Source organism: Streptomyces sp. AV19, from assembly GCF_015999245.1.
Taxonomy (GTDB): domain Bacteria; phylum Actinomycetota; class Actinomycetes; order Streptomycetales; family Streptomycetaceae; genus Streptomyces.
Genome location: NZ_JAEAMR010000022.1, coordinates 696,300 through 710,434 on the forward strand (window position 1 = coordinate 696,300; position 14,135 = coordinate 710,434).

The 14,135-nt window shown below is 72.7% G+C and carries 14 protein-coding genes; 9 read left to right on the plus strand and 5 right to left on the minus strand.

Annotated elements, in window-relative coordinates:
• Window positions 1–42: 42 nt before the first annotated feature.
• Complete coding sequence (gene miaB / locus I5Q34_RS31215) at window positions 43–1,569, minus strand: tRNA (N6-isopentenyl adenosine(37)-C2)-methylthiotransferase MiaB (protein ID WP_199895810.1); 1,527 nt, start codon at window positions 1,567–1,569, stop codon at window positions 43–45.
• Between the two features lie 537 nt (window positions 1,570–2,106).
• On the opposite strand from miaB, the gene I5Q34_RS31220 reads away from it, so the two are divergent.
• Window positions 2,107–3,108, plus strand: coding sequence for a TAXI family TRAP transporter solute-binding subunit (locus I5Q34_RS31220; RefSeq protein ID WP_199895811.1), 1,002 nt, complete (start codon window positions 2,107–2,109; stop codon window positions 3,106–3,108).
• Here I5Q34_RS31220 and I5Q34_RS31225 read toward each other — a convergent pair.
• On the minus strand, window positions 3,087–4,508 hold the full coding sequence (locus tag I5Q34_RS31225; protein WP_199895812.1) for a HAMP domain-containing sensor histidine kinase: 1,422 nt from the start codon (window positions 4,506–4,508) through the stop codon (window positions 3,087–3,089). The genes I5Q34_RS31220 and I5Q34_RS31225 overlap by 22 nt on opposite strands.
• 11 nt (window positions 4,509–4,519) lie before the next feature.
• A complete protein-coding gene (locus I5Q34_RS31230; RefSeq protein ID WP_199895813.1) occupies window positions 4,520–5,224 on the minus strand; it encodes a response regulator transcription factor in 705 nt (234 codons plus the stop codon).
• A gap of 261 nt (window positions 5,225–5,485) precedes the next feature.
• Here I5Q34_RS31230 and I5Q34_RS31235 point away from each other — a divergent pair, with 261 nt between their 5' ends.
• The 8 genes from I5Q34_RS31235 to I5Q34_RS31265 all read left to right on the plus strand — a co-directional run bounded on the left by I5Q34_RS31235 (window position 5,486) and on the right by I5Q34_RS31265 (window position 11,856).
• On the plus strand, window positions 5,486–6,262 hold the full coding sequence (locus I5Q34_RS31235; protein WP_199895814.1) for an amino acid ABC transporter ATP-binding protein: 777 nt from the start codon (window positions 5,486–5,488) through the stop codon (window positions 6,260–6,262).
• Between the two features lie 90 nt (window positions 6,263–6,352).
• On the plus strand, window positions 6,353–7,273 hold the full coding sequence (locus tag I5Q34_RS31240) for a glutamate ABC transporter substrate-binding protein (protein ID WP_199895815.1): 921 nt from the start codon (window positions 6,353–6,355) through the stop codon (window positions 7,271–7,273).
• A gap of 59 nt (window positions 7,274–7,332) precedes the next feature.
• Entirely contained in the window at window positions 7,333–7,983 is a 651-nt protein-coding gene (locus I5Q34_RS31245) for an amino acid ABC transporter permease (RefSeq protein WP_199895816.1), read from the plus strand.
• Window positions 7,980–8,843, plus strand: a complete 864-nt coding sequence (locus I5Q34_RS31250) for an amino acid ABC transporter permease (protein WP_199895817.1) — start codon at window positions 7,980–7,982, stop codon at window positions 8,841–8,843. The genes I5Q34_RS31245 and I5Q34_RS31250 overlap by 4 nt, the downstream gene beginning before the upstream one ends.
• Window positions 8,844–9,010: 167 nt before the next feature.
• Window positions 9,011–10,771 carry an FAD-dependent monooxygenase gene (locus I5Q34_RS31255; RefSeq protein ID WP_199895818.1) on the plus strand — a complete coding sequence of 587 codons (1,761 nt, stop codon included), beginning with the start codon at window positions 9,011–9,013 and terminating at the stop codon, window positions 10,769–10,771.
• A gap of 32 nt (window positions 10,772–10,803) precedes the next feature.
• A complete protein-coding gene (locus tag I5Q34_RS36195; RefSeq protein ID WP_374193082.1) occupies window positions 10,804–10,890 on the plus strand; it encodes a putative leader peptide in 87 nt (28 codons plus the stop codon).
• On the plus strand, window positions 10,868–11,485 hold the full coding sequence (locus I5Q34_RS31260; RefSeq protein ID WP_374193076.1) for a cysteine dioxygenase: 618 nt from the start codon (window positions 10,868–10,870) through the stop codon (window positions 11,483–11,485). The genes I5Q34_RS36195 and I5Q34_RS31260 overlap by 23 nt, the downstream gene beginning before the upstream one ends.
• Window positions 11,482–11,856, plus strand: a complete 375-nt coding sequence (locus tag I5Q34_RS31265) for a rhodanese-like domain-containing protein (RefSeq protein WP_199895820.1) — start codon at window positions 11,482–11,484, stop codon at window positions 11,854–11,856. Before I5Q34_RS31260 ends, I5Q34_RS31265 begins: the two co-directional genes overlap by 4 nt.
• Window positions 11,857–12,203: 347 nt before the next feature.
• On the opposite strand, the gene recX is transcribed toward I5Q34_RS31265, so the two are convergent.
• Window positions 12,204–12,875 carry a recombination regulator RecX gene (gene recX / locus I5Q34_RS31270; protein ID WP_199895821.1) on the minus strand — a complete coding sequence of 224 codons (672 nt, stop codon included), beginning with the start codon at window positions 12,873–12,875 and terminating at the stop codon, window positions 12,204–12,206.
• A 6-nt stretch (window positions 12,876–12,881) separates the two neighbouring features.
• Window positions 12,882–14,000, minus strand: coding sequence for a recombinase RecA (recA, locus tag I5Q34_RS31275; RefSeq protein ID WP_199895822.1), 1,119 nt, complete (start codon window positions 13,998–14,000; stop codon window positions 12,882–12,884).
• Window positions 14,001–14,135 lie beyond the last annotated feature (135 nt).

Below are 14,135 nucleotides of genomic sequence, written 5' to 3' on the forward strand. Positions count from 1 at the left end.
GATACGCCCCGCGCGGCGCCCGCCGCCGCGGCGGACCCGGGGTCAGGCGAGGCTGCACCCCGAGGCGGCGGGCGCCGGCAGCGGGGCGGGCGCGCCGATCGCCGGAATGCCGAGCATCACGCCCTTGGGCTTCTCCGCCCCCGCGGCGTTGCGCTTCTCCCACGCGTCGCCGGCCCGCGTGCGGCGCACGCCCAGGGCCGGGCCCTCGGCCAGCAGGTGGTGCGGAGCGGCGTAGGTGATCTCGACGGTCACCATGTCGCCGGGGCGCACGGGCTCCTCGGGCCTGGTGAAGTGGACGAGCCGGTTGTCGGGGGCGCGGCCGGACAGCCGCCGCGTGGCGTCGTCCTTGCGGCCCTCGCCCTCGGCGACCATGACCTCCAGGGTGCGGCCGACCTGCTTCTTGTTCTCCTCCCAGGAGGTCTCCTCCTGGAGGGCGACCAGGCGCTCGTAGCGGGCCTGCACGACCTCCTTGGGGATCTGGCCCTCCATGTCGGCCGCCGGGGTGCCGGGGCGCTTGGAGTACTGGAAGGTGAAGGCCTGGGCGAAGCGGGCCTCGCGGACGACGTGCATCGTCTGCTCGAAGTCCTCCTCGGTCTCGCCGGGGAAGCCCACGATGATGTCGGTGGAGATGGCGGCGTCCGGCATGGCGGCGCGGACCTTCTCGATGATGCCGAGGAAGCGCTCCTGGCGGTACGAGCGGCGCATGGCCCGCAGGACGGTGTCCGAGCCGGACTGGAGCGGCATGTGCAGCTGCGGCATCACGTTCGGCGTCTCGGCCATGGCGGCGATCACGTCGTCGGTGAAGTCGCGCGGGTGCGGCGAGGTGAAGCGGACGCGCTCCAGGCCCTCGATCTTGCCGCAGGCGCGCAGCAGCTTGGAGAAGGCCTCGCGGTCGCCCATGTCGGAGCCGTAGGCGTTGACGTTCTGCCCGAGCAGGGTGATCTCGGTGACGCCTTCGGCGACGAGCGCCTCGACCTCGGCCAGGATCTCGCCGGGCCGGCGGTCCTTCTCCTTGCCGCGCAGCGCGGGCACGATGCAGAAGGTGCAGGTGTTGTTGCAGCCGACGGAGATCGAGACCCAGGCCGCGTAGGCGCTCTCGCGGCGGGTGGGCAGCGTGGAGGGGAACGCCTCCAGCGACTCGGCGATCTCGACCTGGGCCTCCTCCTGGACGCGGGCGCGCTCCAGCAGCACGGGCAGCTTGCCGATGTTGTGCGTGCCGAAGACGACGTCGACCCAGGGGGCCTTCTTGACGATGGTGTCCCGGTCCTTCTGGGCCAGGCAGCCGCCGACGGCGATCCGCATCCCGGGGCGCCGCGCCTTCATCGGCGCGAGCCGGCCCAGGTTGCCGTAGAGCTTGTTGTCGGCGTTCTCGCGCACGGCGCAGGTGTTGAAGACGACGACGTCGGCCTCGCCCTCCGCGGTGCCCTCGGGCGCGCGCACGTAACCGGCGTCCTCCAGCAGGCCGGAGAGCCGTTCGGAATCGTGGACGTTCATCTGGCACCCGTAGGTGCGCACCTCGTACGTTCCCTTGACGTCCACTGCCTGGCTCCGGTCGCTGCTGCTGGTCATCCCTCAAGGGTAAAGGGGCGCCGGAGCGGTCACCGCCGCCAGGCCGCCCTGCCGCCGGGGCCGGCCTCGGGTCGTGCGTGATTTTCCGGCGTACGGCATGTCGCGGGCCGTACCGCCGAGTACGCTCCGGACGCCGGGCCGGGATCGGCGCACCGGCATCTCTTCCTCGCCGCGTTCGCGGCGGGAGGATTGCCGGCCTCGCCGCGGAATCTCCTCGTCCGCGTCGCGTCCGCCACCTCGCCCATGATCTGCGGCGGCCTCGCCGGAACGGTCCTGACGGCCTTCCTGGCGCCTGTGCTGTGGCGGCACGGCCGGTACCACGGTGCCCTCCGGCCGGCGGGCGTCGCGGCCGTCGCGACGACAGGGCTGGTCGCCGGAAGCCCATCCGGCCGGGGCCGCGCAGGGGCGTTCCGTCGGCGTACCGCTGACGCCCGCGGCCCCTCGTCGCAGGGCCCGCCAACACTCCGGTCGTTTCCGATCATTGCCGGACACGTCCTGCCCCTGGCCGCCCGGCTCCGGGGCTGGCAGGATCCGCCCATGGCCCCCCGGATCCCGCGCCTCGGCAGGCACCGCGCCGTCCAGGCGGGTGCCGTGGCCGCCGTGCTGTGCGCGCTGCTGACGTGGTGGCTGGCGGCGCCGGAGGGGACGCCGTCCCCCTCCGGGCGGATGTCGATCGCTACCGGGACCCCGTCGGGGGTCTATGCCAAGTACGGCGCGATGCTCAAGGACGACCTGGCCCGCGACCTGCCCGCGCTGGACGTGCGGGTGCGGCACAGCCAGGGCTCGCTGGACAATCTGCGCCAAGTCGCCTCAGGCGAGGCCGACTTCGCGATCGCGACGGCGGACGCGGTCGCCACGTACCTCGACGGAGGGCGGCCGGGCGCGGGCCGGCTGCGCGCCTGCGCGCGGCTGTACGACGACTACATCCACCTGGTGGTGCGCGAGGACGCGCGCGTGCGGTCCGTACGCGACCTCAAGGGGCTCAAGGTGGGCGTGGGGGCGGACGGGTCCGGGGTGCAGCTGATCGCCAGGCGGCTGCTGAGGGCCGGGGAGGTGGACTTCGAGCGGGACATCACGCCGGTCCGGGCCGGCATCAACACCCTTCCCCAACTGCTGCGCGACGGCGGCGTCGACGCCTTCTTCTGGTCCGGCGGACTGCCCACCGTCAGCCTGCGCGCGCTCAGCGAGCGGCTCCCGGTCCGCCTCGTCCCACTCGACGACATGATCGCCCCGCTGCGCCGCCTCGGCGGCGACGAGGCCCGCCACTACCGGGCGGCCATGATGCCGGTGGACGCCTATCCGAAGGCGAACGCCACGGAGGCCGTGAAGACCATCGCGGTCGCGAACCTCCTCATCACCACGGACCGGGCCGCCGCGGAGCTCACGGAGGGCGTCACCCGCACGGTGATCCGCAGCCGGGACCGCATCGGCCAGGAGGTGCACGCGGCGCAGCTGGTGGACCTGCGCACCGCGGTCTTCACCGATCCCCTCCCCCTGCACGCGGGGGCGCGCCGCTACTACGTGTCCGGCAAGCCCTGATCCGGGGCGTCCGGGGGCCGTTCGCGCGGCACCCGGATCGTCACGCGCAGCCCGTGCGGCGCGTTCGGCGCGTACGAGAGGGTGGCGCCGCCCGCGGCCAGCAGGGCGCGGGAGATGGACAGGCCCAGCCCCGAGCCGGAGACGTTCTGGTGCCGGCCGCTGCGCCAGAAGCGGTCGCCGACGCGGGTGAGTTCCTCCTCGGTCAGCCCGGGGCCCTCGTCGGCCACGGTGACGGTCACCCGGTCCCCGACGACGGCCAGGGAGACCTCGACGCGGGCCCCGGCGGGCGTGAACTTCAGCGCGTTGTCCACGACGGCGTCCAGCGCGCTGGACAGCGCGACCGGGTCGGCCCAGCCGGTCACGGCGGCCGGTCCCGCGTAGCCGAGGGCGACCTCCTCGCGGCCGGCCACCGGGCTCCAGGCGCCCACCCGGCCGGCGACGAGCTCGGCGATGTCGGTGAGCTTCAGGTCGGCGGCGCTGTGTTCGGCCAGCGCCAGGTCCAGGAGGTCGTCCAGGACCCGGGCCAGCCGCATTCCCTCGGCGCGCACCGAGGCGACCTCCGGGTGCCCCTCGGGGAGGTCCAGGGCCAGCAGGTCGATCCTCAGCAGCAGGGCCGCGAGCGGATTGCGCAGTTGGTGCGAGGCGTCGGCGACGAAGGCGCGCTGCTGTTCCAGCGACTCCTCGACGTTGTCCGCCATCTCGTTGAACGAGCGGGCCAGGCGCCGGAGTTCCGGTGGTCCGCTGTCGGCGGCGACGCGTGCCTTCAGCCGGCCCTTGGCCATGCCGTGGGCGGCGGCGTCCAGGGTCCGCACGGGCCGCAGCACCCAGCCGGTGAGCCGGAAGGCGGCGCCGACGGCCAGCAGCATGGCGGCCGTCTCGCCCGCGGCCAGCAGCAGCCACCGGTGCAGGATGCGCGAACGCAGCGCGCCGGTGGGCGATTCGGTGACGACGACCGCGACCACGTCGCCGTCCCGGATGACGGGCGAGGCGACGGTGAGCCGGCCGTGGTGCCAGGGCCAGACCTGGGCGGGGTCGCGGCTGCGCCGCCCGGCGAGGGCCTCCTCGAACGCCCGCCGGCCCTCCCCGTGCTCCGGCACCCCCCACCCGGCCGGGGCGACGGCCACGGCGCTCCCGTCGCGCCGGAAGACCCCGGCCCGTATGCCGTACAGCTCCTCGTAGCGGACGAGTTCGGCGCTCAGGGTGGCCGTCCGCTCGTCCGCCCCGGACGGCTGGAGGACGACGAACTGGGCCAGGGCGGCGAAGCGGGCGGTGTCGTCGATCCGGTCCACGACGACGCGCTGCTGCTGCACGGCGGCCATGCCGGCGCCGAGCGGGAGGCCGAGGGCGAGCAGCACACCGGCCATGAGGACGATGAGCAGCGGGAGGAGGCGGGCGCGCACGGGCGGGGCCGTCAGGCCGCGGGGACGACGATTTTGTAACCGACGCCCCTGACGGTCTCGATGAGCGCGGGCAGGCGCAGCTTGGCGCGCAGCGAGGCGATGTGCACCTCCAGGGTCCGTCCCGTCCCCTCCCAACTGGTGCGCCACACCTCGCTGATGATCTGTTCCCGGCGGAAGACGACGCCCGGCCGCCGGGCGAGCAGGGCCAGCAGGTCGAACTCCTTGCGGGTGAGGGGGACGACGACGCCGTCCACGGACACGCGGCGGGTGGGCAGTTCGATGGTGAGCGGCCCCAGGCGCAGTTCACTCCCCGGGGAGCTTGCGGTCGGGCGTACGCGCCCCTCGGCGGGTGGAGTGCGCCGGGCGACGGCGTGGATGCGGGCGAGCAGTTCACCGGTGTCGTACGGCTTGACGACGTAGTCGTCGGCCCCCAGGTTCAGCCCGTGGATCTTGGAACGGGTGTCGGCGCGGGCGGTGACCATGATGACGGGGGTGCCGGACGACCGCCGGATCCTGCCGCAGACCTCGAACCCGTCCTGGTCCGGCAGGCCGAGGTCGAGCAGGACCACCCCGAACGGGGCGCCGTCGCCCGGCAGGAGCGCCCGCAGGGCCTCCTCGCCGCTGCGCGCGTGGGTGACGGCGAAGCCGTGCCGGGCCAGGACGGCCGACAGGGCCGCGGCCACGTGGTCGTCGTCCTCGACGAGCAGCAGTCTCATCGTCCTCCGTCCGGTCGGCCGGCTCGGTGCGGCACCCCCGCATCCACGCCGATGGACGCGGCGTACGTCAAGGGGGCCCGGGCAGCAGGACGGCTTCCGTTATGCGGTCGGTACGCCCCCGGGCGCCCCGCGCGCCCGTTCACGGACCGTGGCCGCGTGCGGCCGTTTCGTTATGCTCAATTTCCGCTCAGATGTAATGACGCTGGTCGTGACGGCTCACTACTGTCCTCTCAACCGAGGAGGACGGAGCGTGGAACGCCGATGAGCCAAGCACCGGTGAACGACAGCGCGGGCCCCGCGGCGGACCCCCTGGTCGTCCTGAACAAGGTCAACAAGCACTTCGGCGCGCTGCACGTGCTGCAGGACATCGACCTGTCCATCGCACGCGGCGAAGTCGTGGTCGTCATCGGGCCGTCGGGCTCCGGCAAGTCCACGCTGTGCCGGACGATCAACCGGCTGGAGACCACCGACTCCGGCTCGATCGCCATCGACGGCAGACCGCTGCCCCAGGAGGGCCGGGAACTGGCCCGGCTGCGCGCGGACGTGGGGATGGTCTTCCAGTCCTTCAACCTCTTCGCGCACAAGACCGTGCTGGCCAATGTGACGCTGGGCCAGACCAAGGTGCGCGGGAAGGACCGCGCCACGGCCGAGGCCACCGCCCGTACGCTCCTCGACCGCGTCGGGGTGGGCGCGCAGGCGGACAAGTACCCCGCGCAGCTCTCCGGCGGCCAGCAGCAGCGCGTGGCCATCGCCCGCGCGCTGGCCATGGATCCGAAGGTGATGCTCTTCGACGAGCCGACCTCGGCCCTGGACCCGGAGATGATCAACGAGGTGCTGGAGGTCATGCAGCAACTCGCCCGGGACGGCATGACGATGGTCGTCGTCACCCACGAGATGGGCTTCGCCCGCTCCGCCGCCGACCGCGTGGTCTTCATGGCCGACGGCCGCATCGTCGAGGAGGCCACACCGGACCAGTTCTTCAGCAACCCGCGCAGCGACCGGGCCAAGGACTTCCTGTCCAAGATCCTGCATCACTGATCCGTCGATCCGTCGATCCACGACCCGTTGATCCACGATCCGTCGATCCGCACCGCCGGCTCTCCGCTTCTCCGTGAAAAGGATGCCCAGATGAAGCTCCGCAAGACCGCCGCAGCGGCCGCCGTGCTGGTGGCACTGTCCGTGACCGCGACCGCCTGCGGGAAGGAGGGCAGCCCGAGCGACGGGAAGGACGGGGCGACCGGCGGATCCTCCGCACCCGCGCCGCCGAAGTACCAGGTCAACACCTCCGCGGAGGTGAAGGATTCACCGGTCTTCGAGAAGATCAAGGGCAAGAAGATCACCATCGGGACCAAGGCCGACCAGCCCAACCTCGGGTTCAAGAACCCCAGCACGGGGAAGCGTTCGGGCTTCGACGTGGAGATCGCCAAGATGGTGGCGGCCGACCTCGGCTTCGACGAGCAGCACATCGAGTTCGTGACGGTGCCCTCGGAAGCGCGCGAGACCCAGATCGCCGCCGGCGGCGTGGACCTGTACGTCGGCACGTACACCATCAACGACGAGCGCAAGAAGCAGATCGGCTTCGCCGGACCGTACTACATCGCCGGCCAGTCCCTGCTGGTGAAGTCCGACAGCTCGATCAAGGGCCCGGACGACGTCAAGGGCAAGAAGGTCTGTTCCGTCACGGGTTCCACGCCGCTCAAGCGGATCAAGGAGGCCAAGTACGGCGCCGCCGAGGTCAAGGCCCAGCAGGGCTACCAGCTCTGCGTCCAGGAGCTGGCCAACGGCACCGTCGACATCGTCACCACGGACGACGCGATCCTCAAGGGCTACGCGGCCCAGAACAAGGGCAAGCTCAAGGTCGTCGGGCAGCCGTTCTCCAAGGAGCCGTACGGCATCGGCCTGAAGAAGGACGACAAGGCGCTGCGCGAGGCGGTCAACAAGGCCCTGGAGTCGCACGTCAAGAACGGCGACTGGAAGAAGGCGTACGACGCCACCCTCGGCCAGTCCGGCAGCGAGGCCCCCGCCCCGCCCGCCGTCGAGCGCTACTGAGGCGGTTCCGGGCCCGACCGGGCCCGGCCGCCGCGGCCCCGTGACCCCGGAGAAGTGATGTGAACGTTCTGTCGGACCACTTCGCGGAATTCCGCGAAGGCTTCCTGGGCACCGTCGAGCTGACGGCGTCCAGCGCCCTGCTCGCCCTCGTCCTGGGCATCCTGATCGCCGGGTTCCGCGTCTCGCCGGTGCCCGCCCTGCGCGCGTTCGGCACGGCGTGGGTGACGCTGCTGCGCAACACCCCGCTCGTGCTGCTCTTCCTGGCCGTCACCCTGGGCCTGCCGGCGCTCGGCCTCAAGGGCTGGGACTCGTTCTGGCTCGCCGTGCTCGCCCTGGGCTGCTACACCTCGGCCTTCGTCTGCGAGGCGGTGCGCTCCGGCATCAACACCGTGCCGGTCGGCCAGGCCGAGGCCGCCCGCTCGATCGGGATGACCTTCACGCAGACCCTCGGCCAGATCGTGCTGCCCCAGGCGGCCCGCACCGCGATACCCCCGCTGGGCAGCCTGATGATCGCCCTCGCCAAGAACACCGCGATCGCCTCCGGTTTCAACGTGGCGGAACTGGCCGCGCTGCAGAAGCAGTTGAACGCGGACGAGGGCTACAACATCTATGTGATCTTCCTCTGGATCGCCATCTGCTACCTCATCATCACCTTCGCCATCAGCGGCATCTTCCGGCTGCTGGAGAGCAGGCTGGCGGTGGCCCGATGAGCGCGAGCGTCCTGTACGACGCCCCCGGGCCCAAGGCCCGGATCCGCAACCGGATCTACGGCGCGGCCTCCGTCCTGGCCATCGTCGGCCTCCTGGCCTTCGTCCTCTACCGGCTCGACGACACCGGCCAGTTCCAGGCGGGACTGTGGGAGGCGTACGAGTACACCGACACCCAGCACCGGATCCTCGACGGCCTGCTGACCACGCTCAAGACCTTCGCGATCGCGGCACTGCTCTCACTCGCGCTGGGTGCCCTGCTGGCCACCGGCCGGCTCTCCGACCACCGGCCGGTGCGCTGGGCGGCGACCGTGGTGGTGGAGTTCTTCCGCGCCATGCCGCTGCTCATCATGATCTTCCTGCTGTACGCGGCGTTCTTCACCAACGACCCCATGTGGGCCCTGGTCATCGGGCTGACGCTCTACAACGGGTCGGTGCAGGCGGAGGTCTTCCGCTCCGGCATCAACGCGGTGGCCAAGGGGCAGGGCGAGGCGGCCCAGGCCCTCGGGCTGCGCAAGACGCAGGTGATGGCGTACGTCCTCGTCCCGCAGGCCGTGCGGTCGATGCTGCCCTCGATCATCAGCCAGCTGGTGGTGACGCTGAAGGACACGGCGCTGGGCTTCATCATCCTCTACGAGGAACTCCTCTTCGTGGGCAAGGAATTCGCCTCGCAGACCGAGCCGGTGAACGGCGTCTACGCCTTCATCCCCATGGTCATCGTCTTCGGCTCGATCTACATCCTGCTGTGCATGGCCCTGTCCGGCACGGCGACCTGGGTCGAACGGCGCACGAAGCGCTCCCGCAAGGGCGCCCCTCCCGCTCCCCCCGTGACACTCGACCTCGGGACCGGCACGAATCCCTGACGCGCCTCGGGGCACGCGTGGCGTGCGGCACCGGTGGTCCGCTCCGGGCCACGGGGGCGCACGCCACCGGCGCGCCGCCGGGAGGCCACTGATCACTTGACGCAAGCAGCGGCAATGGGTTGCATACGTTCTGTGATCGCGCTCCGTCTCCTCACCCGCCCCGCCCCGTGGACCCGGTGACCGTCGTCGGGGCCGGCCCCGTCGGTCTCGCGCTCGCCCTGTCCCTCGCCCGGTACGAGGTACCCGTCGTCGTCCTCGACGAGAGGCCGGCCGACGACGCGGACCTCCGCGACCGGCGCCTCGCCCGCACCGCCGTCCTGCGGCCCGGCACGGTGGGCATGCTGGAGCGGCTCGGCTGCACGACGGCGGAGGGCGCGCGGTGGTCCGGGTGGCGCACGATGCGTCGGCGCACGCTGGTGACGCGTGTGCCCTTCGGCGAGCCGGACCCCGGCAAGGAGCCGGACGAACCCGCCCCGGACGACGGCGTGTTGGACGATGGCGTGTTGGACGATTCCGAATCCCCCGAGGCCGCGTCGGAGGACGTGCCGGGGGAACCGTCCCCGCTGCACCTGCCCCAGCACGCACTGGTGCGCGAGCTGCGCGCCGCCCTCGCCGGCCGGGAGGACGTGCGGATCGTCCCCGGCAGCCGGGTCACCGTGCTCCAGCAGGACGCCGACGGGATCACCCTGCACACCCGGGGCGAGAACGGGTCCACCTGGCGGGCCGGTTACCTGGTCGGCTGCGACGGCCCCCGGTCCGTCGTCCGCAAGCTGCTCGGCGCCCGCTTCCCGGGCCGCACCGCGGTCGAGCGGTACGCGGTCGCGGCCCTGCGCACCGAACTGCCCTGGCCGGGCGAGGCCGTTCTCCAGCGGTCGCCCCTGCGGGGCGCGGAGGTGACGGCCCGGCCGCTGCCGGACGGGGTGTGGCGGCTGGACTGGCTGCTGCCGCCGGACGGCGGGCTGGTCACGCCCGAGGACCTCGTCGGCCACATCCACGACACCCTCGGCGCCTGGTGCGGGAACGTGCCGCGGTACGAGCTCCTGGACACCGGCGTGCACGCCGTGCACCACCGCCTCGCGCGCCGCTGGCGCAGCGGGCGCGCCTTCCTGGCCGGTGACGCCGCCCATCTGCTGGGCGCGCTCGGCACCCAGGGCCTCGACGAGGGCCTGCGGGACGCCGGGAACCTCGCCTGGAAGCTGGCCCAGGCGTGGCACCACGGGGCGTCCGAGGCGCTGCTCGACAGCTACGAGGCCGAGCGGCGGGAGGCCGTGGGGGCCAGGCTGCGGGCCGCAGACCGGGCGCTGCCCGCCGTACGGGGCGCGGGCGGCTGGCGCACGGTCCGGCGCACGGTGATCCCGGGCGCCGTGCGGGGACACGACGCGCTGCTGACGGACGCCCACGTGGGGCGCGGGGCACTGGGCGAGCCCGCGGTGCACGCCCGCACGCCCCTGGCCCCGGCGGCGCCGCCCGCGAGTTCGGTGCCGGTGGGCACCCCGGTCGGGGCGCCCGCGGCGGACGTGCCGGTGACGGCGCCGGACGGTTCGGCCGTCCGGCTGCGCGACCGGCTGGACGGGCCGCTGCTGGTCGTGCTGGTCGCCCCCGGCACGGGGGTGTGGGAGCGGCGGCACTGGCTGGGCGCGGGGCTGATGCCCGGGCTGGCGGCGGCCGTCGGCGCCCTGCCCGTGCGGGCCGAACTGCTCGTCGCCGAGGGCTATCCGGGGGCCGCGGCGCACACGGTGCTCGTGGTGCGGCCGGACGGACATCTGGTGGCGGCGATGTCCGGGGTGCGGCCGGCGGAGCTGTACGCCTGCGCGGACGCGATCCGCGGCGGGTCCCCGGAACCGGCCCGGGAGGCGGGCACGGATCTCGTCAAGGAGCCGTCGGAGAAGGCCGATCCGGCTCCCCGTGAGGCTTCGGCCAAGCGTTGACCGGCCCGGCGGGCCGTGGTTGACTCCGGCCCGTGAAGGACAACGGCACGCGTTTCTGGCGGAGGGTCCATGTGGACCTGCTCCGCTACGCGGGCTGTGTCTGTCGTCCGTCCTGCTGATCCGCACGTTCCCGCGCGGTTTCCGCGCCCCTTCCCGCGATCATTCAGGGCGGTTCCGTTGTCATCCCTTCCTGTCCCTTCTGCCCTTTCCACCGGCGTCGGCGCGCCCTCGGCGGCCGACCTGCTCCGCTTCGCACGCGGTGTGGCCGCCGACGCGTCGCTCGTCTCCTCCCTCCCGCTCGATCCCGAGGGCCGCACCTGGATCCGGCTGGAGGGGCCGGGCGGGAGCCAGGCGTGGCTGATCGGCTGGCCGCCGGGCACCGACACCGGCTGGCACGACCACGGCGGCTCGCACGGCGCCTTCGTCACCGCCGGGGGCCGGCTGACCGAACAGTCACTCGCCGCCCAACTGCCCACGGAGGGCTGGACATTGCTGGAGCTCGCGGACGGCGTCGACCGCGAACGGCAGCTCGCCGCCCAGGACGGCCGGGCCTTCGGCCCGCACCATGTGCACCAGGTGTTCAACCCTTCGCAGGAGGAGCACGCGGTGTCGGTGCACGCCTACTACCCGCCACTGCCGCTGATGCGCCGGTACGGCCGCACGGGCCGGGTGCTGCGCCTGGAGGAGGTCGAGTGGCCGGAGGAGTGGACGTGACGGTCGAGGAACTACTGGCCACCGCCCGCGCCGAACTGGCCCGGCTGGCCCCCGCCGAGGCCGCCGGGGCACAGGCCGAGGGCGGCCTGCTGGTGGACATCCGCTACGCCGCGCTGCGGGAGCGGGACGGAACGATCCCCGGTGCGCTGGTAGTGGAGCGCAACGAACTGGAATGGCGGCTGGATCCGGCATGCCCCCACCACGCCGAGGAGGCGACCGGACACGACCTGCGGGTGGTGGTGATCTGCGACGAGGGCTACGCGTCGTCGCTGGCGGCCGTCTCGCTACGGAGGCTGGGCCTGCACCGGGCCACGGATGTGGTGGGCGGCTTCCAGGCGTGGCGGGCGGCGGGGCTGCCGGTGACGCGCTGACGCGACCGGGCTCGCGGACGCAAGGGCGCCGGCGGCGCGGGAGCGCCGTTCGGCCAGTCCGGGCGGGTACCCCTCCGGGGAGCCTGAGGACGAACGTGGCGGAGCCGCGTTGTATTCGGGGCGGAGCCACAACGCGGGCTCCGGGGCGAAGCCTTGAGAGCTGGAGGCGGAGCCCCAGTGGGGGTGCAGGGGGCGAAGTCCCCGCTCACCGAGCGGAGCGCGGTGCCGGGCCCGGGCGGAGCCCGGAAGAAACGGTGAAAGGGCGGGACTGGGCCTCACCCCTCACCCGACCACCCCACGCCCGGGCTCAACAAGCCCAGCCCAGCCCACCACCCCACACCACCCCATCACTCACCGGGCAAATACCCGTCAAGCACCTCCGGATCATCCCCCTCCTCCTCCAACGCCCGCCGCACCACCCGCAACGCAACCCCCTCCGAATACCCCTTGCGCGCCAGCATCCCCACAAGGCGCCGCAACCGCTTCTCCCGGTCCATCCCCCGCGTGACCCGGAGCTTGCGCTCCACCAACTCGCGCGCGGTGAGCTCCTCCTGCTCCGCGTCGAGCCGCCCGACCGCCTCGTCGATCACCGCCGACTCCACACCCTTGGTGCGCAGTTCGCGGGCGAGGGCACGGCGGGCCAGCCCCCGTCCCCGGTGCCGGGAGTCCACCCAGGCACCGGCGAAGGCCGCGTCGTCGATCAGCCCCACTTCCTCGAAGCGGGAGAGCACCGCCTCCGCCGCGTCGTCGGGAATGCCCCGCTGCGCCAGCGCTTCCGCCAACTGCTTGCGGGTGCGCGGGGATCCGGTGAGCAGGCGCAGGCAAATGGCCCGCGCCTGCTCCTCGGGCGGCAGTGGCGCCGATCCCCCGGCCCTCGACGGGGGCTCGGCGCCGCTGCCGGTCCGTCGGCCGCGGCCGTCACCGCCACGACCGTCACGACCGTCACCGCCACGATCACCCGCGACCCGCCCGGCCGAGGACGGCGCCGCCCCGGCCGGCCAGTCGCTCCGTCGCACCATGGGCGGTTAGCCCTTGGCCGCGGCCTTGACGGCCTTCCCCGTGGCCTTGGTGGCCGTGGCCGGGGCGGGCACGGACTTGACGGGCTCGCCCGCCGCGTCGGCGACGCCGTCCTCGGCCGGGGCGGCGCCCCGCTGTCCCACGCCCAGCTTCTCCTTGATCTTCTTCTCGATCTCGTCGGCGAGGTCGGGGTTGTCCTTGAGGAAGTTGCGGGCGTTCTCCTTGCCCTGGCCGAGCTGGTCGCCCTCGTAGGTGTACCAGGCGCCGGCCTTGCGGACGAAGCCGTGCTCCACGCCCATGTCGATCAGGCCGCCCTCGCGGCTGATGCCCTGGCCGTAGAGGATGTCGAACTCGGCCTGCTTGAAGGGCGGCGCGACCTTGTTCTTGACGACCTTGCAGCGGGTGCGGTTGCCGACCGCCTCCGTGCCGTCCTTGAGTGTCTCGATGCGGCGGATGTCGATGCGCACCGAGGCGTAGAACTTCAGCGCCCGGCCACCGGTCGTGGTCTCGGGGGAACCGAACATCACGCCGATCTTCTCGCGGAGCTGGTTGATGAAGATCGCGGTGGTCTTGGACTGGTTGAGCGCGCTGGTGATCTTCCGGAGCGCCTGGCTCATCAGGCGGGCCTGGAGGCCCACGTGCGAGTCGCCCATCTCGCCCTCGATCTCCGCACGGGGCACCAGGGCCGCCACGGAGTCGATGACGATCAGGTCGAGCGCGCCGGAGCGGACCAGCATGTCGACGATCTCCAGCGCCTGTTCGCCGTTGTCCGGCTGGGACAGGATCAGGTTGTCGATGTCGACGCCCAGCTTGCGGGCGTACTCGGGGTCGAGCGCGTGCTCGGCGTCGACGAACGCCACCGTGCCACCGGCCCGCTGTGCGTTGGCCACCGCGTGCAGGGTGAGCGTCGTCTTGCCGGAGGACTCCGGCCCGTAGATCTCCACCACGCGGCCGCGCGGCAGCCCGCCGACACCGAGCGCGACGTCGAGAGCGGTCGACCCGGTGGAGATGACCTCGATGGGCTCGTTGGGCCGCTCACCGAGGCGCATCACGGCGCCCTTGCCGAATTGCCGTTCAATCTGCGCGAGTGCGGCGTCGAGCGCCTTCTCACGGTCCGTGCCTGCCATGGGTTCCACCCGGTTTGCTTGAGTCGATCGCTTCACGTCCATGACGCTAGCGCCTGCCACTGACAACGGGCCCGGACACCGCTCCGACCTGCGGAAACGCCATGTTGTGGACATTTCCGGGAGGGCCCGGACCAC

What these genes read in the sequence shown, in the direction of transcription:
- I5Q34_RS31250 (WP_199895817.1), top strand. Translation starts at nt 7,980, where the DNA reads ATGAGCGCGAGCGTCCTGTACGACGCCCCCGGGCCCAAGGCCCGGATC.
- recA (WP_199895822.1), bottom strand. Translation starts at nt 14,000, where the DNA reads ATGGCAGGCACGGACCGTGAGAAGGCGCTCGACGCCGCACTCGCGCAG.
- I5Q34_RS31240 (WP_199895815.1), top strand. Translation starts at nt 6,353, where the DNA reads ATGAAGCTCCGCAAGACCGCCGCAGCGGCCGCCGTGCTGGTGGCACTG.
- I5Q34_RS31235 (WP_199895814.1), top strand. Translation starts at nt 5,486, where the DNA reads ATGAGCCAAGCACCGGTGAACGACAGCGCGGGCCCCGCGGCGGACCCC.
- recX (WP_199895821.1), bottom strand. Translation starts at nt 12,875, where the DNA reads ATGGTGCGACGGAGCGACTGGCCGGCCGGGGCGGCGCCGTCCTCGGCC.
- I5Q34_RS31230 (WP_199895813.1), bottom strand. Translation starts at nt 5,224, where the DNA reads ATGAGACTGCTGCTCGTCGAGGACGACGACCACGTGGCCGCGGCCCTG.
- I5Q34_RS31220 (WP_199895811.1), top strand. Translation starts at nt 2,107, where the DNA reads ATGGCCCCCCGGATCCCGCGCCTCGGCAGGCACCGCGCCGTCCAGGCG.
- miaB (WP_199895810.1), bottom strand. Translation starts at nt 1,569, where the DNA reads ATGACCAGCAGCAGCGACCGGAGCCAGGCAGTGGACGTCAAGGGAACG.